The following is a 24,323-nucleotide window of genomic DNA, read 5'->3' as shown; positions in this document are numbered from 1 at the left end:
ATGAACAGGGATGTTAGGCTTTTTTATGTTTGCTAAGGGAGGGAAAGAATGACTCGCTGCAGCTAATAAGCAGGAAGCCGGGGACACTGCATAGGCCTGGCTGGGCACCGACGAGGCGAGTCAGTTGTAAATGAATCAATTACAATCTCAGCAGCTTTGTCAGCAAATCGCAAGCTTTACAGGAAAAGCATTCAGAGAGCACTTTGGCAAGGGACCTGAATCTGTTGTCGTCTCATTCAGCCATAAGTTCACCACAATCTATCTGAGAAGCTTCCTGATCAATTCCGAACGTGTACTGCTTGAACAGAATCAAGAATCTATTATCCGTCAAATAAGAGACCAGATCATGCAGCGGGTTATACCTGAGATTACAGGTTATCTTAAGCTTGTGCTCGGTATGGAGCCTGAGAAGCTGTATTATGATTGGGAGTTTGACAGCAAGAGCGGGATGCTGATCGCGAGCTTTCCTGAACCCATAGGCCTGAATGAACCGCAGCCCAAGACATACCCCGGCAAGCTGGAGCTCGAACGTGAAATCGTCACGATTAGCGGACGCGTGCAGAAGGAGCCGCTTGAGATTTCTTCCTACGAGATTAATCCACGGACACTGCTGGTTCTCCGTCAGGGTGTTCTCGGCGAGATGGAGAAGGAATTGATCCGGCTTGAGCACGGGGAGATTCTGAGGGATGTGAAAAGAAGGCTTGAGAAGGGTTACATAACACGCAGCAGCCAGATCAGCAGTTCCTTGGGCCGCACCATCGCAGAGTGCTTCATGGACTGGGATGAGAAGCTGGACCAGAGCATTACCGTAGTAGTTACAAATCCGCCTAGATAGGCGGATTTTTTTGTTAGGCTTTTTAGCCGGGGGCTATGTATTCTGTTTATTTATGACAAATCAGGCGTATCTCTGTAACGATATTGTGATCTATTTCCGGAATCGCACATATATAATTAAAGATAAGACAGAACAGCGTTTGAAGAGCGCTGAAATGGTTATTGAATGGTATACCAATTATGAAACAGGCAGGGATGCATGGTGAAGAGAAGAGCAGCATTAATACTAACTTTATTCAGTCTAGCCGTATTTACCGTATTTAGTACGTCAGGTGCAGCAACAGCGGCAGGAACAACGACTAAAAACGCAGTCAAGACGCAGACGAGGACCGTATACATTAAGCAAATGAAGAGTGTGGATGGCAAGTTGCGCATTACCGTGGACCCGATCGGCTGGTATATGGGGAAGGATGCGGATGTGAAGTTCAAGGAGCGCGAGCCCGAGGCTTACAAGGAGATTGGGGGAGCTCTGGACGGTTATTACATTACGAATGACAGCAATCGCACGGTTAACTACCAGGTCGCGGCTGGCGCGAAGGTCATGATGCAGATCTACGACCGTACTGGCAAGCTTGAGGACATGGATATCAAGTGGAATGAGCATGTATCGCTTAAGAAATTCCAGTCTATCTTCCGCAATACCAAGCTGTTAGACGTGCAGGCATTTCCTTATCATATTACGATTAAGAACGGCCAGGTAACCAAGATCGTACAGCAATATGTGCCATAAAAAATGAAGAGGCAGGGCCGCTCCGCAAGGGGCGGCCCTGTCTTATGCGTTATGAGTTCGGTTCACGCTCGAACGGCTCCGGGAAGAGCATTGTCCTTATCGCTTATCCTGTTCGGATATGGTCCTACTCAATGTGCTACATCCTTCGGCAACCCGCTTGTCCCGGTCAAATACTCACCAGGTATAATCCGCTAACCGCGCAAGGTTCCTCTCCTCCATAGCGTATGTACAGGCCCGGCCTTCCCATTGACGGGGTCGGTGTCGGGGATCGGTACCTCCGGAATCTCGGCGAGAGCCTTCTGCCGGTCCTCTGCTGTTCCCCGGCGGGTGTTATACTCCATTCCGCCTGGATAAGCGCCCACAATCTGAAAGTCCGGGCTTGCGGAGAGCTTCTTATGCCCGGTTCCGGCTGGAAGCAGAGCGACATCCCCGGTATTTAACCGGATCTGCTGCCCTTGTTCGCCACCGAGCTGAAGCAGGACGGTACCGCGGATCACCCCAAGCACCTCGTGGCAGTTGCTGTGATAGTGGTGGTAACTGAACACGCCATTCGTCCAGCTGTTCAGCCAGCCATGCGAATTGAAGATGGCCTCGGTCTTATGAGGATGATGCTTGAACACCTCGGGATACACGAGGACGGGCAGATCCGGGTTGTTAGGAATAATGCCGTCATCACCAAGCAGATAGGGGACGGCTGTGGGCGTGGTCATTAACTTAACTCCCTTCCTAAATAGATTGTAGAGCAGGTTTAATAATTTTCCAGTAGGGTAAAGATATTACATGAAGATACTTGCTTTGCAAATCGGACAGGATGGAGGTCAAGAATATGAAAACATTAGATACGGTTGCCCTGGTGCTGCTAATCGTTGGCGGACTTAACTGGCTGCTTGTCGGCTTGTTCAAATACGATCTGGTCGCCGCAATCTTTGGCGGAGCGGACAGCGGCTTGTCCAGGCTGGTATACGTGATTGTCGGCCTGTGCGCGCTGTACAGTCTTAAATTTCTCGCGGGTGTGAACAACCGTGAGAGAGCTTAACAGCTCATCATAGGATACAGTAAATGAGAAAAAGAGCCGCTAATCTGCGGCTCTTTTTCTCATTTACTGCGGATTCGTCGTCCAGATGCCAGCGGTCTTCAGGAACACCCGTGCAGGAAGCTTCAGCGCGGCCAGAACAAGCTCGGCCACATCCTCAGGCTGCATCATCCGGTCCTCATCACCGATCTTGAGTCCGGCATTTGTGGCAAGGTCCGTATTGACCGTGCTCGGCGTCAGAGCCGTAACGCGGATGTTATGCTTGCGGACTTCCTGTGCCAGTGACTCGGTCATGCCCATGAGGGCGAATTTGGAGGCGCAGTAGGCCGATCCTGTTGCGAAGCCGCGCTCACCAGCTGTAGAGGCTACATTAATGATGTCACCCTTGTTCTGGGCGACCAGATCAGGCAGGACGGCACGGGTGACGTTGTAAGTCCCCATTACGTTCACATCAAGAATTCTCTTCCATTCCTCGGGATCCATCTCAAGCAGGGTTCCGAATTTGGCGATCCCCGCATTGTTGATCAGGATATCCACGGAGCCAAGCTCCTGCTTGATCTTGGCTGCGGAAGCTTCGGCTTCGGCGGGATTGGATATATCCGCAGGGGCAATGCTCACTTTGATTCCATATTCCTTCTGCAGCTCCCCTGCAAGATCTGTCAGGTCCGATTCGGTTCTCGCGATCAATCCGAGATTCACACCCTCTTTGGCCAAGGCTATGGCTACAGCACGCCCTATTCCTTTTCCGGCACCTGTTATCAGGGCATTCTTATGGCTTAGTTCCACCTTGAATCACTCCAGTCCATTCATAGTTCACACATCTATAATAATACCCCGAAAGAGGGGGCTTTTACACTTTTACGGCAGGCCAGGAGATTAGTAGAATGTAATAGGAAAAAATTTACGGAAAATACGAGGATTTTATTTACATAGCAGGAAAATAGAACTATAATAGAATAGCAAAACAGGTCTAATAGCTCTCTAACTTGAAAAAGGCAAACTTGCTGAAAAGCAAGGACGCAAAGCCAAGGGTCTAAGGCATAATGCTAAGACAGCCGGTTACCAGCGGGGGATGAATACTAGGGTGATTACCTCAGGTCTGCTCTCAGGAGTAGGCCTTTTGTCTGGCTTCAATAAGGAGAGACCTACTATACAAGGAGGTCCATTACGTGCAACAGATTCACATCAAAGGAATTGCAACCTACCATCCATCAACAGCCTATGACAACGCTTATTTCGTAGAGCATTTCAACAAGCTGGGCCTGGAATCGGAAGGTCTTATGAATCATCTTGGGAGAAAGACCAGATACCTGGTGAGCACCGAGAATGAGAATTCACTAACTATGGGCGTACAGGCGGCGAAGAAGCTCCTTGCTGAATCCAAGGTAGCGGCGGAAGAATTGGATATGGTGGTGTTCGTCTCCGACACACCGGAATATACCTATCCGAGCAATGCCTTGCTGATTCACAGAGAGATTGGAGCGGTTAACGCACATATCGTCTATGACCTGAATACGAACTGTATCGGCATGCTTACCGCGATGGATCAGGTGCGGCAGTACCTTTCGGGGAACCGCTTCATCAAGCGTGCGCTAATTGTAGGCAGTGTACATGTCAGCAATATTGCCCGTAAGGATGATACCATCGTCTATCCGAATTTCTCTGACGGCGCAGCCGCTGTCATTCTGGAGAAGCAGGAGCTTCCCGGAGGCTTTCTGGATGCGAACTACAAGACGGACTCCAAGCTTGGAGATACCGTGACTTTTCCGGCTGTAGGCTTGTCTAAGATGTTCAGCGAAGGCGTTCAGGAATCGGATAAGAGACTCCGCTTCATTCCACATGATGTGAGCTACTTCTCGGATGAATGGAGAGAGATCATCACGATTATGCTTGGTCGCAACGGAATTCTGGCAGCCGATGTGGATCACTGGTTGTTCTCGCAGTTCTCCCGTCCCGAGATTGAGGAGACTTTGGAGAAGATGCATGTTGGACTGGACAAGTATACTTTTGTCGGCGAGAAGTATGGTTACACCGGAGTCACAAGCCCGATCTTTGCACTTGAAGAGGCGCTTGAATCCGGCAAGATCTCCCCTGGCGATAAAGTTGTCTTTTGCTCGGTAGGAATCGGATACACCATGTCCGCACTTTTATATCAATTCTAATCATCTAGACTATATCTTACTTATAAAGGAGTAATATCATCATGTTCAAATTTGAGAAGAAGCAAGCTGAGAAGTCGCTGGTAATTACTGTTGGCGGGTTCATGAAGCCTGACGAGGCGGAAGCCTTTCTGAAGGAATACGAGGAGAATGTGAATTCCATTGAACCGTCCACATACAAGCTGATCATTGATTCTACAGATCTGTCTGTATCCAAGCAGGACATGCTGCCTGTGCTCGAAGGCTGCTTCAAGCTGTACATGTCGAACGGGTTCAAGCATATTCTGATGATCAATCCATCGTCCCTGATTGCCAAGAATCAGATGCAGAAGCTAGCCCAGTCGATCTCTTATACCGGAATATTTATGGATACGCTTGAAGAGGCGTACGCTTATAACTAATCGGCCATGCGGCCCTTATCTTAAGAAGAGAGGGCCGTTTATTTTTTGCCTGAATGAGTGGATTGGGGCGCATACCCCTGCTGAGTTGAGGGAAACATAAAGTACCGGCAAATCTACAGGCGCAAATTATTTTCGTGGACGTTTCCTGGTGAGCTTGGAGGCTCCTGTAACTACAAAGTAAATGCCCATCACAGTGAACAGGGACGCAACCAGGCGGTATTCATACAGGAACGGGACAAGCGTGAACAGCACGATGGCCAAAAGAAGGCGGAATACAGCCTCTTGTTTCATAATATTCTGATGCCTCCTTTTATTAATTTTTCCGCATATAGCATGCGCATCATGAGCAAATTGTAGCATGTCTACGCCAAATTTCACTGCAATATTTAAAATATCGTGAAATTTCTTTTTCAGTTCTTTGACAAGTGGTGTAATATAAGAGTATAGAGTTCCGTTTCGGCCTGTTCAACTTCTCGGAGACGTTAAGAAACAGTCCCTTTCCTATTGCCGGATCACTCCACTGATTCCGGGGATAGTAAGGTCTATCGCAGGTATTACGTAAATAACGGACTACTATACAGAGTGAACCTAAGACAGGCATCCACTTTCTTGTTCCAAAATTCACGCTGTATAATTCAACGTAAAGGAGGAAGTTCCAAATGTCACAAACTTCTAATCAACAAGAGACATCTGCTGCCGGGGAGGCAGTGGCTTCTCAAGCGGTGTCCCCTGAAGCTGGGAGAGAATTGCTGGATCAGCTGATGAAGCCGGAGGTACAGCAATCCCTATTGGTGCTGGTAGACCAGCTGCCGAAGCTTACTGAAATGATGGGCGCTCTGACTACCGCCTATGACTTCGCACAAAGCATTGCCAAGGATCCGGTCTTCGTTAACGACTTGAAACACGGGTTCTCTGAATTCGCTACTCCGGTAGTGGGTAAGGTCAAAGGAATTGCCGCAACGGCAATCGAAGCCAACGAACGCGCGCAAGCCGACACCTCAACGATCGGTGTATTTGGCCTGCTCAAAATCCTTAAAGACCCTAATGTGCAAAAATCGCTTCGTTTCACCCAGGCTTTCCTGGACACATTGAACGATCGCCAAAAAGCACAGCGTTAATCTAAACAAACATTTTAGAATGGAGGATGGATATGTCGAAGCAAATTTTGATTTTGGGCGGCGGCTACGGCGGATTGCTAAGCGCATTGACTGCACGCAAGTATCTTGATGCGAATGAAGCGAACATTACTGTCGTTAACCGTTATCCGACCCACCAGATTATTACTGAACTTCACCGCCTTGCTGCAGGCAATCTTCATGAGAAAGCAGTAGCACTTCCGCTGGAGAAGCTGCTCAAAGGCAAGAACGTGAATTTGGTGATTGATACCGTTCAGACGATTAAGCCGGATGACAAGCAGGTCGTTCTTGGCAACGGAAATACCCTCAGATACGATGCGCTTGTCATCGCACTGGGCAGTGAGACTGCATTCTTCGGAATCCCTGGACTTCAGGAGTACAGCTTCACCTTGAAATCCGTAGATGATGCGAACCGGGTTCGCGCTCATGTGGAAGAAAGACTTAACGCATATAAGCAATCCAAGAACAAAGCGGATGCTACGTTCGTGATTGGCGGCGGCGGCTTGACAGGTGTTGAGCTTGTTGGTGAATTCGCGGATGAGCTTCCTGAGATCTGCCGTCAAAAAGGTATTGATTTCAACGAAGTGTCCTTGTACTGTGTTGAAGCCGGACCTTCCATTCTGGCAGGATTCCCGCCAGAGCTTGTGGAACGTGCGACAACCAGTCTTGAGAAGCGCGGTGTTCAGTTCGTAACTGGAGTGCCAATTACAGAAATGAAGCCGACCTCTGTAATTCTGAAAGATGGACGTTCCATCGAGACTTCCACGTTGGTATGGACAGGCGGCGTTCAAGGGAACTCCGTTGTGGCTAACTGCGGCATCGAGGTTAACCGCGGCCGTGCATCCGTAACGGAATCTCTTCAATCAACTTCCCACAAAGATGTATTCATCGCCGGGGACAGCGCGGTTGTGATTCCAAGTGAAGGTGCGCGTCCTTACCCGCCGACAGCTCAGCTGGCATGGCAAATGGGCGAGACGATCGGCTACAATCTGTCTGCTATGATCAAAGGTGCTCCATTCGAAGTATTCAATCCGGTATTCTCAGGTACGCTTGGAAGCCTTGGACGCAAAGACGGAATTGCTATGCTGGGTGCTAACCAGACCCGCCTGAAGGGAACTCCGGCTTCCTTGATGAAGGAAGCAAGTAACATTCGTTACTTGTCCCACATCCACGGCCTTTTCGCTCTGGCTTACTAATTCATAGTTCCAACTCTTCAAGAAGGAGAGCACGCCTGCGTGTTCTTCTTTTTTTTTGTCAACAGGTGAAGCAGTATGATTTTTCCAACACAAACAGGCTTTGTTTAGGCTTTACTTAGTGGTACATTAATGAGTAATAATTAAGTGGAATAAATATAGATGAGGTGTATGGAGCTCGTTCAATCCATTCAGGAGGTATAAGGATGTATTCTAACAAACAGGAAGACAATTTACATATAATGACCTACACGTTGAATAGCGGGGTTAAAGGAACGGTTCCTCTCTCCGCAGCCCAGATTGGGGAGTGGCTGGACAGTTATAAGAGCAGCACCAAGTTTGTAACCGAGATTGGCAAAGAGTTCTTCGGGCTGAATCCTGAACTGGTGGCGGATTTCAAAGTGCAGAACGTCTTCTCCAGCTACCGCGAAGTGGTCCTTCCCAAGCAGCAGGAAGTAGTCTACAACAGACTTTCAGAGGAGTTCAAGAAGAATTCCGTATGGATTCATATTGATTGTAAATGCGGCACCACCTATACAACGGAATCTCCTTACTACCGGACTAAATGGTACTGTACCAAGTGTAAGGAGATTGTATTCCTGGATAAGAAGAAGCCGCCGGTGAAGACGAACAAAGGCGATGCCCACTACATGACGAACAAGTACCTGGTCGAGAGGGATTAAGAAGGAGCCTCCCACAGTCCTGCGAGAAGCTCACGCTTACTTTATTTCTTATTCTTGGGCAGCTTCCCGATCTCTTCTGTAACCACAAAGGCAAGGTCCTCGTTCCCGTACAAAGACAGCACACTAAGCAGAGTATCATGTGGAATCTCGCCGGCTTCTTCCTTTGGAACCGTCAGCTCAATTCCCTGCTGCAGGGCGGCGTTCGCAGTCTGCTGAGGGTAAGCCCGCTCATACAGCTCGGCCGGGTCAAGTCCGTGATTCACACACCACTGTGCGAATATCAGGATCATCATCTGCTCGTCCCGCTGATAGTTCTGAATGATTTGTTCTTCGATCTCTTTACGATGGCTCATAATGGGAAAGCTCCTTTTGTATATGAAGTACCGTATATTATAGCGAAAGGCCGGGTATGATAACAATGATCATGAATGAGAAAATAAAAGCTTCCGAGGTCCAGCTCACCGGTGTGGACGGTGAGGATCTCGGAATCGTGCCTACGGTTGAAGCGCTTGCCATGGCCAAGCAGCTTAAGGTGGATCTTGTCTGCACATCCATGATGAGCAGCCCGCCCCCTTGCCGCCTGATTCCGGCAGGAGCCGCGAAGCAGGCGGCTGGACAGGAACGCAGGAAGAGTCAACCTTCTAAGGTAAAGGAGATCCGGCTGACCGCCCGGATTGAAGAGCATGATTACGAGACGAAGAGGCAGCAGGCGGAGCGCATTCTGAAATCAGGGGACTCCGTTCAGCTTGTGGTTAAGATCTCCGGCAAGGAAGGAACTGCGGCCAAGGCGCTTCTGGAGGAGCTGCTGCGCGATCTGAAGCCGGTTGGGAGTCCAAAGTCAGGCATCCATGTAAGCGGTAAACAAGCGGATGTACAAGTAGATCCCAGCTAAAAATTTATTTTCGTGCCGATTTGCTTTTTAAAAATGGATAGGCTATAATGAGGTTACTTGAGCGTTAACCTCATTTACACATTGTAAAGGGTTATCATACAACAGCATGAACCTTTTACAATGTGTGAATTTTTTATTTTAAAGAATAAAAAGAAACATGTTAAATAAATTATTGGAGGTAATACACATGGCACAACAAGGTACAGTTAAATGGTTTAACGCAGACAAAGGTTTCGGTTTCATCGAGGTTGAAGGTGGCGACGATGTATTCGTACACTTCTCCGCAATCACTGGCGAAGGATTCAAAACTTTGGACGAAGGCCAACGCGTTGAGTTCAACGTTGTTCAAGGCAACCGTGGACCACAAGCTGAGAACGTTGTAAAACTGTAATATTATATTACAGATACGAACATCCCTTAACCAATTGGTTAAGGGATGTTTTTTTTGTTTTGCTCACGGGCCGGCTTGGTGAACGGGTAATGAGGGTACTACATAACAAGTCTCCGTCCACATTTCCCGTGGTCCGGAGACTTGTTTGTCAATTTATTAGATTGTTGTTGCCAGTGTCCCCAATGAATCAGTGCAAGGGTTCCAAGGGGGATGCGGCCGGCAGCCTGCCGCTGTGCTTCCGGTTCATCCACAGCGTGTATCCTGCGGAGCAGACCAGCATGGCCATCAGAAGCATAAATGGCGTACCATAGCGGGCAGTCGGGATGAACAGCAGCTGGAAGAGAAGCATTGCAGCGAATGCAAAGGCAAGAAAGCTTTTTTTGAAGAGCAGGTAAGGAACGGAGAACAGGGATAACAGTAAAGTCAGATAGTGGAGCAGAACGCCGCCGTACATATAGAGCTGTGGAAAATTCATTGTGCTGCTGACCCACATGGATTTGAACGTATAGATCAGCTTGCCGAAGGAGAACCAGTTCAGATACTCCAGGAAATTCTCCTTGAAGCCTTGTAGAATCACCTTGATGCCATATTGCGTCTGACTCATTCCGAGGCTGTACATTTCTCGGTAGTTAGGCTTCTCCTCGAAGAAGGGATATGCGCCGGATAACAGGGCATTGCCGCTATCGGAAGCGAGCAGCGTAAGCTCGTCCAGTACAATCCAGTTCCGGAGGACCCAGGGGAGGAAGCAGACCATGATGGTTAGCAGATAAGGAACAAGTATGCGCCGGGTGGACTTGGTGACCAATAAGAACAGCACGGCAATGATCAGTACAGGCAGCATGCCAGGCCGGGTGAGTATGGTCCAGCTAAGCACTGCGGCATTCAACAGGATCGGCCAGATCGCGGGTTGCTTCATCATCCACTGCCAGCTGGCGAAGAACAGGGCAAGCAGGAAGATGAACAGGGTCTCCGTCAGGAATAGACCGGTCATGTAGATGAATGGCGGATACACCGCCACGAATAATCCTGCCGCCCAGCCAAGCAAAGGCCGTGATATGGAGCTTACGTAATAGCATACCGGGAAGACCGTGGAGGCACCGATTAGAATATTCACCCACTTGAAGACATCCGGCGTGAACGGAAATAGCGAGTAAATGATATAGGCGAACAATGGGAAGCCGGGAGTTACGCGGGCGTTGGATTCTTCACTGCCATATCCGTAAATCTGGTCCGACAGCATCTGCTGTACCATGGCGAAATAACGTCCGGCGTCGCCTTCAAGAAAGCTTTGGGTGCTGGTCACATAGACATAGATTAGACGTAGAACAAAGGCAAGGACGAACAGAAGCGCAGGCACTAGGGCAGGACGTGATATTAATGGATGGGATTTCATTAAGGACCGCTCCTAATCGTTAAGATTTTCCAGTTAGCAAAAACCTTTCCCTACTATATAGCCACTTCACATCATCCGTCAATCTGCTAGAACCTGGATCTGTGAATGTGATTAGACGAATTGGAATTTTGGGGAGCAGTGCTGTAAGCTGATATTAATGAACAGAACTAATGGCCACCCATGAATGATACTAACGGACAATACTTATGAATGATGCCAAGGACTGGGGATCTTTCTATACTAGGAACCTACTATCTGCTGAAGGGGTGAGGACATGTTAACAATTAAGAGACTGCATGAGGTGCCGATGAAGCTGGTTCTGGAGGCTTGGGAGAGAGGTTTTGAGGGATATTATGTAGATTTGTCCATGCCTCTGCAGGCTTTCGTGGCAAGGTTAACGAATGAAGACCTGCAACTGGATTTATCAAGCATCCTGCTGGACGGAGATAAGCCAATCGGCATTAATCTTAATGGAATCCGTTCTGCCAAGGGCAGGGTAACCGGCTGGAACGGAGGGATCGGGATTGCTCCGAAGTACCGGGGGCAAGGCCTTGGCAAGCTCCTGATGGAAGAGAGCATGAAGGCATACCATGAGGCTGGGGTACATCTGGCAACACTGGAGGCTTTTGTCCAGAACAAGGGGGCCATTAAGCTGTATGAAAAGTTCGGTTATGCCGTCAAGGATAAGCTTCTGCATATGAGCAGCAGCGACCCTGTCCATCTGGAGACGGAATCGGGCATGGATTCCACCTTGACTACGATGACGGATATGCCGATCGCGGCATCGGGGCTGTCGTTCTATAATAGCACAGCCGCCTGGCAGGCTCAGTGGCAGAGTGCAAAGGGTGGACAGGCTATCATCGTCTATCTCGGCGGTGAACCGGTGGGCTACGCGGTATACAGACAGGGCTATGATCCGCAGGGCGGGCTCGCTTCAATCGCACTGTACCAATGCGAAGTTCGGCCAGAGCAGATCGGTGCTCAGCAGATATATAAGTATATGTTGGGTCAGGTGTTCGATCCGGGCAAAGGAAATGCCAGAAAGGTGATCGTCAATCTCCGGGCGAGCCATACGGAGCTGGTCCAGGTTCTGAGGGAAACGGGATTCGCCGTTGGAGTCGAGCTTGTATACATGGAGAAGGTGATGAACCGGGTCTAGCTTAATTGTGATTAAGAGCGGATCTGCGCCGGCATATGCAAGCTATATTAACTGCATCTTATCTACTGAAGTCGGGGAGAGGGACCCGGACTTCCCATCAGACAGAGCGAATTGAATCGCTCCGTCCACAGCTGGAAGCCTTCTCAGCCCTATGCAGGGAGATTGGGGAGTCCGAGGCCAATGTGGCACTGGCCTGGACCCTTCATCATCCTGCGCTGACTGCCCCGATTATTGGGCCGCGCACTGCCGGGCAGCTGAAGGATGCCCTGCGTGCGGTAGAGATCACACTGGACGAAGCGGTCCTTCAGAAGCTGGATGACATCTTCCCGGGACCGGGGGCCGAGGCGCCCCGTGCCTATGCCTGGTAGTAATCGGAGGCAAGCGGCAGCTTGCAGCGAACAGCTGCTTACAACAACAGCAGTATTTAATAACAGTATCAAGCACAAGTAACAAGGAACTGTACCAGGCACAAGCAGCGGCCACAAAGCCGGCTGATGTATAACAAAGGGACATTCCGAAGGCCATATATATGGCTTTCGGGATGTCCCTTTTGCCTTCCTCTTCCACATCTTGATGTGGAGTTAAATGCTTTTACTTACCTTCAAGGAACCGGGTCAGGTCATCTGCAGGCATAGGTCTACCGCACAAGTAGCCCTGTGCCTCATGGCAGCCAAGCTGCTCCAGGAGCCGGAGCTGTTCATCTGTCTCGATTCCCTCCGCCACGACCTTCATATCCAGGTTCCTGGACAGCTCAATAATGGTTCCTACCACGGACGAGTCCCGCTGACTGACAGCAATGTTAGTAACCAGCGACCGGTCGATCTTCAGGTAATGAAGCGGGAGGTTATTCAGCATGCTTAGGGAGGAGTATCCCACACCAAAGTCATCCAGGGCCAGTGTGATACCCAGGCTGGTTAATTCCTTGCACAGACGCTGGGAAGTTTCCAGGTCGACGATTGCCGTACTCTCGGTTATTTCCAGACACAAGTTCCGGGCGGGGAGGCCCTCTACCCGGAGCAGCTCAATAATCTTCACCGCCAAATGCGGATCTCTTAGCTGCTGGGCAGAAATATTTACAGATACCACAAAATGTTTGTAGCCCCGGTTCACCCAATATTTAGCCTGATGAACGGCAGCCTGGAGCACCCAGTCGCCAATGGTCAGGATCAGCCCGGTATCTTCCGCCACGGGAATGAATTCAGCCGGCGATACTGGCCCAAGTTCCGGGCTGGTCCAGCGCAATAGAGCTTCTACTCCATGCACCCGCCGGGTCTGCAGGTCAATCTGGGGTTGATAGTGCAAAGTAAGCTCGTTCTGGGCAATAGCTTTGGAGAGTCCATTATAGACGGCCAGATACCGGTCGGCCTTCTCTTGAAGATCCTTGTTGAACATATATAACTGATTACGTCCAGCTCTCTTCGCTTCATACATGGCCATATCCGCATTCTGAAGCAGGGTATCAATCGCGGTCCCATCACGCGGCGCAATGCTGATTCCCATACTTGCCGTGACATTATACAGCTTGTCCGCTACCGCAAAGGGCTCCTTGAATACCTCTATTAAAGTATTGCAGTGAATAACCGCTTCGAATTCTTCCTTCAGATCTGCAATCATGATGGCGAATTCATCCCCTCCGAGTCTTGTAATTACACAGTTCCGCGGCAGGTGTCTCTTCAGATTGCTGGCAACCTGCTGGAGCATCAGATCTCCTGAAGAATGGCCGAGCGTATCGTTGATCCATTTGAATTGATCGAGATCGATCAAGATAATGGCGATTTTGCCACCACTGGAATGAATGTCTTCAAGGGCAGCCTTTATTCGGTCCTGCAGTAATCTCCGGTTCCCGAGGCCGGTTAGTGTATCGTTGTAGGCCAGCTCAGTCAGCTCACGCTGGGTGTTCCTCTGCTCGGTAATATCCTGGGTAACCAGGAAAGAAAGCACCTTGCCATTCGTCTCCAGGAAGTCACAGTGGATCTCGACGAACTTTAGCGTGCCGTCCAGGTGTTTGAGTTCACCTTCGGTGTGAAAAGGCTTCAGGTTCTCGAAATACTCTGGATAGAGGGAGACGAATTGTTCGGCTCCACTCTCAGACAGGAGGGTATGGAAGGGACGCCCTTTCAGCTTGTTGGGGGCAAATCCCAGCAGGCTTTGAAAGGCCTGGTTCATCTCCACAATGACTCCTTTCTCGTCCAGAAGGGCAATGCCATTATGAGACATTTCGTAGAGAAGTTCATAACGCCGGCCTGCCGTTGCCAGGAAATCAAAGCGAACCATGGAGTAACGGACCGCAATAATCCAAGGAAAGACACAGTAGGTGGACAAGGAGTCAAATACGTAAAGGTCGGCATTCTTGAGAAGCTGACTGATTACCATTAAGATTATCAGAAGCGCCACGGTCATGGTGGAACCGGTAAGAATAACACGCACCCGGTACCGTTCCTGAATCAACAGCTTGTTTTTGCGATTCTTGCGGTGGGCGATCAGGATAATGATAGGCAGCACGAGCAGCGTATATAAAATTAAAGCCACAAGCACCAGCACGAAGGTTCCGCTGAACTCCGTTATGCGTCCATGGGCAGTCTGGACCATATGGATGGCAGGCTTGCCGTACATGGGAATCAAGACAAAGAATACACCCAGCATGGGCAGCAGACAGAGCGTATGCCTAACCACCACCCTTGATCCCAGCCTGCCAATCTCACAGAAGAAATAGAGCGAGAGCGACATGGTCAGGAAGGAAGCTATGAACCGGAGGGAGGCATACAAATCGGCTTCATCACCCACGGTGGAGTGTATGGTCAGGAAGTCAAAAAGAAAGATCAGTCCCAGGGAGAAGGTCAGAATCATAGTCAACTGGTGGAGCGGGTTGCTGCGCTGACGTAAGAATACTTCAACAGCCATATAAAAGAGGAACAGGAACGGAATCAGGTCTGCTATGATCGAATAGGTTAAAATAGTCATCAGTATTCTCCAATCCTCTGCAGGTATGTAAGCACAATTCTGGATCAATATAGGGAATGGCTTTATTAGTCAGTTACCACCTATATCGGCAAAAAGTCTTATTTTTTTAACGTTTAATAGTTCTTTTGACATATATAAAGTAGTTTTGCGAAGAGATTTCCACTTTCTGTTCATACATGACGCATGATTTTTGAAGCGCAAGGCATAATACAGTCATAATGCAAGAATCTTCAAGAGAAGGAGTGCAGACATGACACACCCCGAGCAGAATGACCCGAAGACCTTTAAGGGACTGGATAATAACGGACAAAGCGTGAGCGATGTGCGCGGTGGAGAGCTCAGAGCCGGGCGTCTCAGCCAGTTTAAGAATCACAACGCAGAGGGCAAGGATATCCCGAATGAGTACGTTAGCAAGCAGGGAGAGTAACCCTTTTGCCGCCGTGCTAATCGTTTGCACAAAAGCTGCAGCCTGATCTCCAGAGGCTGCAGCTTTTGCATTTCCGGGAAGGTAATCCTTGATTCGTTCCGAACACATCGGCAAAGGATAATAGGTCTTAAGTCTAGTTCTTATCCCCGCAAAAAGGCAGTATCGATAAGGGTGGAATAATTTACAGAACTCTGCTAATATGTTGGAAAAAAAGGTGGGTGGACGTTGTTCAAAAAAATGAACATACAAACCAAGCTGATGTCTCTGCTTCTACTCGCTACGGTAGTGCCCGCGGGTATCTCGTTAACCGCTTCCTATCTGTATACGAAGGCGTCTGTAACAGAGAAGTCGATTAATGAGAATACGAAGCTGTTGACGCTTGGCGGCACGAATCTCTCCAATTATTTTAGCGGAATTAACCAATTGGCACTATCCGTCTATAGCGGGATTAATCTGCCGAATTCCTTGTTCACCGTTATTCAGAATACCCGGCCTGCCGACCCGATGGGCAGGGGGCATGAGCTGACAGACAACCGGGATATCATTGCAAGCCAGCTCTATAACCTGTTTCAGTCCAACCAGGATATCTATCAGCTGCATCTGTTCATTCGGGCCAACCAACAGTCCAATACGCTGATTAAGGGGATCTTCCACAGGGAGAAGAATCCGGGCTATGTCCCTTTGAGAGACAACACCGGCAGAAACCGCCCGTTCCTGGAACCTACCCACCTGGATCACAGATATGGACTGAAGTACGTCATTCCGAATCTGAAATCCGAGACTACAGAGGTATTTAGCGTTCATTATCCGATCTACCGGACTCCGAGCAATGAAGTAATGGCGAACCTGTCGATTGATTTCAAATTGTCCGAGCTGCGCGAGATTACCAAGTCGATGTTCACCCTTGGAACAGAGAAGCTCTACCTGGTCAACGAAGATCACAAGGTGCTGTACACCTCGGAGCAGGGCCAGCATAGCAGCAGGCTTACGGCCGGATGGAGCAGCATTCCCGAGGACAAGAACGAAGGTTATTTCTACTCGAAGGATGAGAATTTCGGGGGCATTGTATTTTTCAAACGAATTACGGGTCCGCTCTTCACAGGTACGCTCATCAAGCTGGTGCCTTACGATCATTTGTACAGTGATGCCAGGCATATTACCGAGATCAATGCGGTCATTGGGCTGTTCTTCCTGATTATTGGCGTATGTGCCGCGGTATGGATATCGATCCGGTTCACCACGCCCATCAAACGGTTAATTTCCTATACACAGAAGGTTCAGATCGGTCAGCTGGATGCAAGGATTGATATGGAGGCGGAGGATGAATTCGGCATATTAGCCCGCAAAATGACAGCAATGACCAAGACCATCAATGACTTGATTCTAACCGAGTATCGTCTGGAGCTGGCGAACAAGACCAATCAGCTTAAGGCGCTGCAGGCGCAGATCAATCCTCATTTCCTCTATAATGCCCTGCAATCCATAGCATCCATGTCTCTTAGGTACAATGCTCCCAAAGTCTACGATCAGATCTATTCTCTTGGAAGCATGATGCGTTATACGATGGCAACGGGGAAGACAGAGGTTACCCTGCAGGAGGAGCTTGAGCATGTGGAGAATTACTTGCAGCTCCAGAAAGGCCGCTTTGGAGATGAGAATCTGACGGTCATCCTGAATATTTCAGAAGAGACCCGGCGTATTCTGGTGCCCAAGATGATCCTGCAGCCTATTGTAGAGAATATTTTCAAGCATGGCTTCAAAGAGGGAATCAAAGACGGACGAATCGCGATCAGCAGCACAATTAGTGAATCGGGAGATATGAGGATTACCGTATCGGATAATGGGACAGGTATGCCGGAAGATCCAGCGCTGACGCAAGGAATTGAAAGCGCTATTATAGGTCGTGAGAACGATTCATCTGAGAGTATTGGGCTTAGCAATGTGCTTGCCCGTCTCCAATTATATTTCGGGGAAGAGTCCAGCATTGGTATCGTTACCAACGAGGTATCCGGGGTGACGGTCACTCTTGCATTTCCCATAGGGAAGCTTCGCGGGGATCTGGAGGAAGGAGGGAATGATGAAGGCTCTAATCGTTGACGACGAGATGCATGTGCGGGAAGCCGTCCGCTATTTCGTTCCCTGGGAGAACTACGGCATTGAGAATGTCTTTGAAGCAGGGAATGGGAAGGAAGCCATTGAGATTATCGAATCCGAACGGCCGGCGCTTATCTTCACAGATATGGTTATGCCACTAATGGATGGTTCGCAGCTGCTGAAATGGATTCATGAGAATTCACCCAGATCCAAGACCATTGTGATCAGCGGGTATCAGGATTTCAATTATGTGAAGCCCGCTATAATGTATGGGGGAACCGATTATTTGCTCAAGCCGCTGAACGCCAAGCAGTTGGTCGCCGCCGCAGAGCGTGCACTGAGCTTGTGGAAGCAGGAGGAGGAGGAGTGGGTCCAGTCACTTGACCAGAAGATTCAGCTGAATGTGCTGCGGCCTGTCTATCGGGACAAGCTTCTGTCCGACTTGGTCTCAGGTACAATTCCTTATGCCAAATTGAACCCGCAGCAGGTTGAAGATGAGCTTGGACTTAGCAGCTGTACGAAGAAGGTGGTGATAGCCGTGCTGTCGCTGCATCCCGTGAACCGCCGGTTCCTGGACCGGCTCCACGCTGATCTGGAGCTGGCCTCTTATGTGACCGTGAACGTATGCAATGAGGTGCTTGCGGAGGGCAGCTGCTTGCAGGCGTTCCGGTACCAGAACACCGGGGCCGATGTCGTGATGTTATTTGGCGACCCCGACTATCCGGTCGTGGAACGTCTTCAGAAGATCAATGAGGCCATGCAGCGTACTTACCAGGTTCAGTTCGATATAGGTATCGGGAGTGCCAGTGCCTTCCCGGAAGGGATTCAAGCCTCATTTGAAGAGTCCAGAGAAGCGCTAAGAAGGCGGAATCTTCTCCAGAGAGACAATCGGATTCATCTATACCGTAACGACAGGGGGGAGGAGGAAGCCCCAAATCCTTTTGCCGCTTATATAGAGAAGTTCAGATTTGCTATTATGTCGGGGAGCAGCCAGAGGATTGAAGAGGTAGCTGATGAGTGGTATTCGCATATATGCGGAATGCAGGTGATTACTGCCGGACAGCTGGAGAGCTGGCACGAGGAGTACGCAGCTGAGCTGCTCCGCTTGCAGAAGGACCTGTTCAGTAAACGGCAGCCGTCCGGGGTGCCCCTGATGCGAATGGAGCTGCCTTATGATGAGGACGGGCGGTTCTCGCTGATATCCTGGAAGAATCAGGTTGTGAGAACCCTTCAGGTGATCTCAAGTGAGTTCACAGGCATGAGGAATCTGGATAGTCAACTGGTAGAAGACATCAAGCAGTATATTCATGATAACTACCATCAGGAGATTACCCTGCAGCATATCGCGAACCGGTTCTTCATTAGCCGGGAGAATGTCTCCCGCAAGTTCAAGCAGGTGACCCGCAAGAATCTGTCGGATTACCTGTCGAACCTGCGGATCGACAAGGCGAAGCAGCTGCTGAAGAGCTCGGACCTGAGATTATCCCAAATCTCGACCATGGTTGGCTTCCAGGATGAGAAATATTTCAGCAGGGTATTCAAGAAAGTTACGGGAAAGACCCCCCGGGAATACCGGAAGGCAGAAGGGTAGTATAGGGCACACCTCGTCAAGAGGCCTCTTGGACTTCGTGTTAGACCAGCATCTAAGATCAGCATATTCAGTGAATTCCGGCAGAGATGCCAGGCAGACCCAATGACCCTGCTTACGGAGCTTGAGACCGAAGCGGTGGAGGTTCTCCTGGACCTTCAATCGGGAGCTTGACATCGCGAGTCGGTAGCTCCACACCGACAACCTTCATGGAGACAAAGAAACAGCCGTTCCTCCGCAGATTACTGCGGCCGGGAACGGCTGTCTTCAATTGAATAGGCATGATAACGAAGTAGGATGCGTTGGATAGTCCAATATCTGTCTTACTGCTGCTTCACCTGAGGCATGGGCATGAAGAGCAGTGCGAATGGCATGTTGCTTCCAGCTGAAGGAGAGATCCAGATCTCAACGTTCTCCTCGTAGTCCTTCGTTCTATAGAGGACACTGGTCTGATTCGGGACGTTAACCGAGCCCGAGTGGGAGAAGCTGACCACATTGCCGTTCACCAATGCAGCGCCCATATAAAGGCCTCCGCGTGGATTGAACGTAATCAATGTATTCGGAGCTACACGGTGGAGCTTAATCTTGTACAGTACACCGTAGTTGCCTGAGTTGGTAGCCGGGGTGCCCATAATTCCATCGGTTCCCGTCTGGAACGGGTCTGCCGTATTGTCTGTCAGATGAAGACGCATATTGGTATTCCCTATCAGCTCGCTGTAATCGAAGACTCGCGTGGAATCCGAGAAAGTTCCCCGAATGATCGATTCTCTCGGGTCCAGGGCAGGCAGTGTGCTGAGCGCCTTGATCGGATCATTATCGGCCTTCACGATGAGGACGGTATATTGAACCTGGGAATCACTGTACAAGTCTCCGAAGAGAGAGATGACATCTTCCTGATTGAGGGCTAATGCATTCAGGTCCTCGAAGATGACCCGGGTTTCACCTGGAGCCAGCGTTACCGTCTTCTCCTTGACGCCGGATTGATAGTTCTCGAAGTAACGCTGTACCGACAAGCGGCCTGTCAGTTCTGGATGCTGGTTAGGTCCGGCGGTACCATAGCTGAGATAATCAATCTTGGCATTCTGGGAATCCATATTCTTCGCGATCAGATACACCTTGGCTTTGCCGCCAAGCCGGTTGCGGTGATGGATCATGAAGCGGGTTAAGCCTGTAATCGTATCCTGATACAGGATGCCCTCACTTGTGACCGATTCCGGTCCGCTGTCGCGGAACAGCGTGTACGGCTCGGTCGTATAAGTGAACGGAATCTTGTTGTAGTTCAGTACGCCTGCCCCGTTGATCTGGAGGTTCTGTCCAATCGGTGTGAACAGCTTGTAGAATTGGTCCTCCGTATATAAGCTCTCATTGGTAATGTTAATAGTCTTCTCTATCGTACTCTCGGCTCCGTGCTTGTCTTTGACAGTTAAAGAGATCATCTGAGGCCCCGGAGTGAAGTAAGCGAGCTGCTTATTTGCCCACTTCCGGTCTGTGATCGCCCCTTCTTCATCTGTACTTTGATCGGTGACAGTCACAAGCTCACCCATCTTATACTCTGCCTTATTGGTCACAAACTGGGCAACCGGGGGCACGTTGGGATTCACGACCTTGATGTTCACCGTAAATGGAGCGCTCCACTCCCCGCTGGAATCCTGAACAGAGTAAGTTACCGGATACGTGCCGGCGGACTGGAACATATCCTGATCGGGACGGCCTGTCCATCGTTCATTTACAATCTGCAGTCCTTTGGGAGAGTAGCTCTTGGTCACAAAGTTCAGGATCGTCTGGCCGGCAAAAATCTCGCCGGATTGTACCGTGAAGGTAGCGACCGGCTTGGTGGACAGCTGAACAATAACCTTCTTGCCGCTTACGCTGTAAGGAATATTCAGTGCCTGGGTAATGGCGGTCAGAGGGACCATAAATACATTTTTGTCCTGATAAGAGGCGCCTCTCATCGTCTTGGAGACTCCATTCACCCGGTAGCTGCTGCTGCCCGTCTTGAATCTGAGTTCATTTCCCGCGTACGTAATGATGGTCTCTTTGGTCTTCGCGTCATAAGCAATTTGATATCCTACCCGATCGACCAGCGAGCGGATGCCGACATAAGAGACGCCTTTCTTCACGGTCATCGCGTGTGTTGCCGTATAGACGCGGCCATCCTGCTCCATTCGGCTGCTGTTCATATATAGAATCAGCTGCCCTCTGCCAGGTGCGACAGGGGCAAGGGTGGCCGGGGTGGAAGCAGGGTCAGGTATCGTCAATGTTCCGCCGTCTTGAGGCTGTGAGCCGTTCCCGGAAGCGTTGTCCCCGGGACCTGTATTGCCAGTTCCATCCGCCGGAACACTGCCTTGACTGCTTTGGCTGTCGGCTGGTGTAGTGGAATTGGCCGGAGAATTGGGTGCCTGATCTTGCTGCGTAGATTGAGATGATGATGGAGCCGCGTTCTCAGCCGTCTGAGTGTCCGAATTAACCGCGGCAACCTGCTTGGCTCCGTCCAGCGAAGAATCGGGGCTGACCGTATTTGTTGTTCCGTTAGTCTCGAATGTAACAGGTGATGCAGAGCTCAGCGATGGTACCCCGGTTGCTGTCTGAGACTGCACCTGCGGGGAGGAGACAGCTTCAGCACTTGCAGGCACAGCCGTAGCGGCCTGGGAGATGATAAGGGCGGTAACCAGGGTGGCTTTTTTAAAATCCATTAGCAAATGTACTCCTTTTGATTTCTGAATTTTGACAATAGAAAAGGAGGCACACGAATGAATTCATGTGCTTGTCCAATACGTTGTCATAAGGTTAGAGAATGAGCGCGGTCTACTCCGACAGAGCTGGAGCAGGATTCTTCCGTCCTTTATAGCGGCTGTATACCCAGCGGATCATGGCAACGCCAATGACGCAGTCCAGAATAATAATGACCGGCATGGCGGTGTAGTTGTATCTGAATTCCGGAACGAAGACCAGCCGGATCAAGGACATGACAACCACGGACGAGGCCAGCAGGAATTCAGGTCTGCGGAACCGGCGGGCAGTGCCGATCAAGGCGATCAGGAAGAACAAGACTAGACACTGGTGAAATAAATTCCGGATAGCATAGGGGAAGACCGAGTAATAAGGCTTGTGTCCGGCTCCGAAATACATTTTCCCATAAATGTATTCCAGCTTCCCGATGGTGTACCATTTCAGGAACAATCCTGGCTTCTCGGTGAAGCCAATCTTAAGGCGTTCTTTGGCAACCTCTATTTGAGTCTTGCCATGACGGTCTACCATACCGTCCAAATAGTTGTTGTAAGGGTAGGTTCCGGCGGCAAATGGGTTCACTTGAGTCGCGACGATAATGACCTGCTTCATGGTAATGATGTTGCGGATCATCCATGGGGACAGGATAATCCCGGCCCCAATCGCGGTAATTACCAGGAGCTTGAGTGTGTCCTTCCACTTTCTCGTCCAGAGGAAGTAGATGGCGTGACATACAAAGATCAGCGGCAGGAATTCCGGCCGGGTCAGTACGGTCAGCCCGATCAGAGTGCCGCTGGCCAAGGCCCATTTCCAGGTCTTCTTCTCGAACGCAATAATCTGAAGATACAAGTAAGAGACCAGGAAGAACGTACACATAACCTCAGTGAGTACTGCGCCGTTGCTCCAGATAAATGGAGGATAAATGGCGCCAATAAAGGCAGCCAGTAGTCCGGCTGCAGTACCTCCCATGCGCCTAGCCAGCCGGTAAATGAGAAAGAGGGTAATGAGGCTGAGCACAACCTGAATATAACGAATATAAGGAGCCGGGTCATGGGTCTTGTAATCTACCAGCTTATAGACTGCCGCCATGAACATAGGCAGACCTGGCGACACTTGGGCATTGGATTCCGTGCTTCTGTAGCCATATACCCCTTTCTCCAGAATCTGCTTGACCATAATGTCGTACTGCTTGGAATCTGTGGAGACGGAGTGCTGGACAGATCTGAGGAAATCAACTCTCAAATAAGCTGCTAGAATAAATATAATAAGCAGCAGAATAATTACAGCAGGTTTGTTGCCCCGAATAGACTTAGACCAAAAAGATTGCATCAGGATCGGTACTCTCCCTTTCTCATATGTAATATATAAACGCACAAAACTGTGGAAAGTTGCTAATATTACCAAGGTCGCCTAGTTATATGGATTTAAGCTCCTTTTCATAGCGTGCTTGATAGGCTTGTATTCCTAATATATAGCAACCTAAATAAGTATAATGGCATCTAGCATAATTCGCCAACCTGATGAGAGATTTTATGGAATTTCCATCCTAAATTAGGACGATTTCCTGACGATTCCGCTTATGGTGCTCCTGGGTGTTCTGCCATTGATAAAAAATGTCTTGCTTCAACGGGAGAGGCGTCTGGCCGGGAAGGATGTTGCGGGAATCACAGCGATCCCCGCCTTAAGCAGGTACAATGCGGATAAGCTGAGAAACACGGTGTTCAGGAGGAGATTATGGAACATAGACAAGGAACAGGCTGCCGGCCAGGCGAACCGGCACTGGAATCTAACATTAAGCCGCATAGAGTACGAAGACCGGCCAATAACGGCCCGCGAATCAACCGTGAGAAGCTGACTGTCAGCTTCATGATCGGAAGGTACTGCTCGGGCCATCATGACCGGGCAAGCCGCGTGCACAGCTGTGATAACGGCAGCCGGACCCTCAAATTATGCCGGGAGTGCTATACACTGCACCGGTATGCGATGAAGCGGCTTAACCTCTGTCAGTTCGGGGAAGAGAAGTCGACATGTGTGGAGTGTAAGGTACATTGTTACAAGCCGGGGCAGCGGCTGCAGATTAAAGAGGTGATGAGATATTCGGGTCCCCGAATGCTGCTGAGACACCCTGTGCTGACGATGCGGCATTTGCTGGATCAGCGGCGGGATAAGCACAATCATCCTGCCTCATAACCGTGCACAGGCAAGATTACACGATAAGGGCTGTCCTTGATTGATATGCTCTCCATAGAGTAGACAGGTGAACTATAACAAGCCTGCTGCTGTACCTGGAAGCATGTTGGCCGGGGATAGTCTATTTGTCTATGGATAATTATGTGATATCCGTCACAAATCTGTCTGAATTAACCTGTTGATTGTAACAATTATCATAAGCGTAGAAGCCAACTTTTGCGAAAATAGTGACCAGGATCACACATGATGGATCAAGAGTGGCATCCATGGTTTCAAGCTCACTTGTTCACCTCGGGCAATGTAACCCCGGCAATGCCACTCTTGAACAACAA

Annotated in this window: 23 protein-coding genes, 1 pseudogene and 1 riboswitch; of the genes and pseudogenes, 16 read left to right on the top strand and 8 right to left on the bottom strand. The window is 49.7% G+C overall.

The annotated features are described in order from the left end of the window. The first annotated feature begins 130 nt into the window (after window positions 1-130). The gene (locus tag LDO05_RS17470; RefSeq protein WP_251376583.1) at window positions 131-835 is read left to right on the top strand and encodes a Na-translocating system protein MpsC family protein; all 705 of its coding nucleotides are present in this window, start codon (window positions 131-133) and stop codon (window positions 833-835) included. A 198-nt stretch (window positions 836-1,033) separates the two neighbouring features. Continuing rightward, complete coding sequence (locus LDO05_RS17465; RefSeq protein ID WP_251376582.1) at window positions 1,034-1,564, top strand: hypothetical protein; 531 nt, start codon at window positions 1,034-1,036, stop codon at window positions 1,562-1,564. A gap of 191 nt (window positions 1,565-1,755) precedes the next feature. On the opposite strand, the gene LDO05_RS17460 is transcribed toward LDO05_RS17465, so the two are convergent. Continuing rightward, a complete protein-coding gene (locus LDO05_RS17460; protein WP_251376581.1) occupies window positions 1,756-2,274 on the bottom strand; it encodes a cupin domain-containing protein in 519 nt (172 codons plus the stop codon). Between the two features lie 116 nt (window positions 2,275-2,390). Between LDO05_RS17460 and LDO05_RS17455 the strand changes: the two genes are divergently transcribed. Beyond that, on the top strand, window positions 2,391-2,600 hold the full coding sequence (locus LDO05_RS17455; protein ID WP_251376580.1) for a DUF378 domain-containing protein: 210 nt from the start codon (window positions 2,391-2,393) through the stop codon (window positions 2,598-2,600). Between the two features lie 63 nt (window positions 2,601-2,663). Here the strand turns inward: LDO05_RS17455 and LDO05_RS17450 are convergent, their stop codons facing one another. Continuing rightward, window positions 2,664-3,383 carry a 3-ketoacyl-ACP reductase gene (locus LDO05_RS17450; protein ID WP_251376579.1) on the bottom strand — a complete coding sequence of 240 codons (720 nt, stop codon included), beginning with the start codon at window positions 3,381-3,383 and terminating at the stop codon, window positions 2,664-2,666. A gap of 198 nt (window positions 3,384-3,581) precedes the next feature. Continuing rightward, window positions 3,582-3,664, top strand: a riboswitch (cyclic di-GMP riboswitch). Window positions 3,665-3,766: 102 nt separating this feature from the next. Here LDO05_RS17450 and LDO05_RS17445 point away from each other — a divergent pair. Both LDO05_RS17445 and LDO05_RS17440 read left to right on the top strand, forming a co-directional pair. Next, window positions 3,767-4,759, top strand: a complete 993-nt coding sequence (locus LDO05_RS17445; RefSeq protein WP_251376578.1) for a ketoacyl-ACP synthase III — start codon at window positions 3,767-3,769, stop codon at window positions 4,757-4,759. Window positions 4,760-4,800: 41 nt separating this feature from the next. Next, window positions 4,801-5,157 carry a hypothetical protein gene (locus tag LDO05_RS17440; protein ID WP_251376577.1) on the top strand — a complete coding sequence of 119 codons (357 nt, stop codon included), beginning with the start codon at window positions 4,801-4,803 and terminating at the stop codon, window positions 5,155-5,157. A gap of 126 nt (window positions 5,158-5,283) precedes the next feature. Here LDO05_RS17440 and LDO05_RS17435 read toward each other — a convergent pair whose 3' ends face one another. Then, complete coding sequence (locus LDO05_RS17435) at window positions 5,284-5,448, bottom strand: hypothetical protein (protein ID WP_251376576.1); 165 nt, start codon at window positions 5,446-5,448, stop codon at window positions 5,284-5,286. Between the two features lie 368 nt (window positions 5,449-5,816). On the opposite strand from LDO05_RS17435, the gene LDO05_RS17430 reads away from it, so the two are divergent. The 3 genes from LDO05_RS17430 (at window position 5,817) to LDO05_RS17420 (ending at window position 8,169) form a co-directional block, all read left to right on the top strand. Continuing rightward, window positions 5,817-6,275: a DUF1641 domain-containing protein gene (locus LDO05_RS17430; protein ID WP_251376575.1), complete on the top strand. Its 459-nt coding sequence runs from the start codon at window positions 5,817-5,819 to the stop codon at window positions 6,273-6,275. A 32-nt stretch (window positions 6,276-6,307) separates the two neighbouring features. Next, a complete protein-coding gene (locus tag LDO05_RS17425; protein ID WP_251376574.1) occupies window positions 6,308-7,489 on the top strand; it encodes an NAD(P)/FAD-dependent oxidoreductase in 1,182 nt (393 codons plus the stop codon). A 203-nt stretch (window positions 7,490-7,692) separates the two neighbouring features. Next, window positions 7,693-8,169: a hypothetical protein gene (locus LDO05_RS17420; protein ID WP_251376573.1), complete on the top strand. Its 477-nt coding sequence runs from the start codon at window positions 7,693-7,695 to the stop codon at window positions 8,167-8,169. 41 nt (window positions 8,170-8,210) lie between these two features. Here LDO05_RS17420 and LDO05_RS17415 read toward each other — a convergent pair whose 3' ends face one another. After that, window positions 8,211-8,522 carry a hypothetical protein gene (locus LDO05_RS17415; protein WP_251376572.1) on the bottom strand — a complete coding sequence of 104 codons (312 nt, stop codon included), beginning with the start codon at window positions 8,520-8,522 and terminating at the stop codon, window positions 8,211-8,213. Window positions 8,523-8,587: 65 nt separating this feature from the next. Between LDO05_RS17415 and infC the strand changes: the two genes are divergently transcribed. Continuing rightward, complete coding sequence (gene infC / locus LDO05_RS17410; protein WP_251378772.1) at window positions 8,588-9,061, top strand: translation initiation factor IF-3; 474 nt, start codon at window positions 8,588-8,590, stop codon at window positions 9,059-9,061. Window positions 9,062-9,248: 187 nt separating this feature from the next. After that, a complete protein-coding gene (locus LDO05_RS17405; protein WP_068620988.1) occupies window positions 9,249-9,452 on the top strand; it encodes a cold-shock protein in 204 nt (67 codons plus the stop codon). A gap of 187 nt (window positions 9,453-9,639) precedes the next feature. On the opposite strand, the gene LDO05_RS17400 is transcribed toward LDO05_RS17405, so the two are convergent. Then, the gene (locus tag LDO05_RS17400) at window positions 9,640-10,845 is read right to left on the bottom strand and encodes a hypothetical protein (protein WP_251376571.1); all 1,206 of its coding nucleotides are present in this window, start codon (window positions 10,843-10,845) and stop codon (window positions 9,640-9,642) included. Window positions 10,846-11,119: 274 nt separating this feature from the next. Here LDO05_RS17400 and LDO05_RS17395 point away from each other — a divergent pair, with 274 nt between their 5' ends. Next, window positions 11,120-12,004 (top strand): GNAT family N-acetyltransferase, encoded by an 885-nt coding sequence (locus LDO05_RS17395; protein WP_251376570.1) that lies wholly within the window; start codon window positions 11,120-11,122, stop codon window positions 12,002-12,004. Between the two features lie 68 nt (window positions 12,005-12,072). Beyond that, window positions 12,073-12,372: pseudogene (locus LDO05_RS17390) on the top strand (aldo/keto reductase); the annotation flags it as partial. A gap of 223 nt (window positions 12,373-12,595) precedes the next feature. Here the strand turns inward: LDO05_RS17390 and LDO05_RS17385 are convergent. Further along, window positions 12,596-14,965, bottom strand: a complete 2,370-nt coding sequence (locus LDO05_RS17385; RefSeq protein WP_251376569.1) for an EAL domain-containing protein — start codon at window positions 14,963-14,965, stop codon at window positions 12,596-12,598. Window positions 14,966-15,215: 250 nt separating this feature from the next. Between LDO05_RS17385 and LDO05_RS17380 the strand changes: the two genes are divergently transcribed. The 3 genes from LDO05_RS17380 (at window position 15,216) to LDO05_RS17370 (ending at window position 19,077) form a co-directional block, all read left to right on the top strand. Further along, complete coding sequence (locus LDO05_RS17380) at window positions 15,216-15,392, top strand: hypothetical protein (RefSeq protein ID WP_251376568.1); 177 nt, start codon at window positions 15,216-15,218, stop codon at window positions 15,390-15,392. A 225-nt stretch (window positions 15,393-15,617) separates the two neighbouring features. After that, window positions 15,618-17,489: a sensor histidine kinase gene (locus LDO05_RS17375; protein WP_251376567.1), complete on the top strand. Its 1,872-nt coding sequence runs from the start codon at window positions 15,618-15,620 to the stop codon at window positions 17,487-17,489. Further along, window positions 17,467-19,077: a response regulator gene (locus LDO05_RS17370; protein ID WP_251376566.1), complete on the top strand. Its 1,611-nt coding sequence runs from the start codon at window positions 17,467-17,469 to the stop codon at window positions 19,075-19,077. Before LDO05_RS17375 ends, LDO05_RS17370 begins: the two co-directional genes overlap by 23 nt. Window positions 19,078-19,397: 320 nt before the next feature. Here LDO05_RS17370 and LDO05_RS17365 read toward each other — a convergent pair whose 3' ends face one another. Together LDO05_RS17365 and LDO05_RS17360 are read right to left on the bottom strand one after the other, a co-directional pair. Then, a complete protein-coding gene (locus LDO05_RS17365; RefSeq protein WP_251376565.1) occupies window positions 19,398-21,767 on the bottom strand; it encodes a stalk domain-containing protein in 2,370 nt (789 codons plus the stop codon). Between the two features lie 112 nt (window positions 21,768-21,879). Then, the gene (locus LDO05_RS17360; RefSeq protein ID WP_251376564.1) at window positions 21,880-23,130 is read right to left on the bottom strand and encodes an ArnT family glycosyltransferase; all 1,251 of its coding nucleotides are present in this window, start codon (window positions 23,128-23,130) and stop codon (window positions 21,880-21,882) included. Window positions 23,131-23,535: 405 nt separating this feature from the next. Here LDO05_RS17360 and LDO05_RS17355 point away from each other — a divergent pair, with 405 nt between their 5' ends. Next, the gene (locus LDO05_RS17355; protein ID WP_251376563.1) at window positions 23,536-23,991 is read left to right on the top strand and encodes a nitrous oxide-stimulated promoter family protein; all 456 of its coding nucleotides are present in this window, start codon (window positions 23,536-23,538) and stop codon (window positions 23,989-23,991) included. Window positions 23,992-24,323: the final 332 nt, after the last annotated feature.

The organism is Paenibacillus sp. YPG26, from assembly GCF_023704175.1.
Lineage (GTDB): Bacteria > Bacillota > Bacilli > Paenibacillales > Paenibacillaceae > Fontibacillus.
The sequence above is the reverse complement of the archived record's forward strand: the minus strand, read 5'-3'. Positions and strand labels throughout refer to the sequence as shown.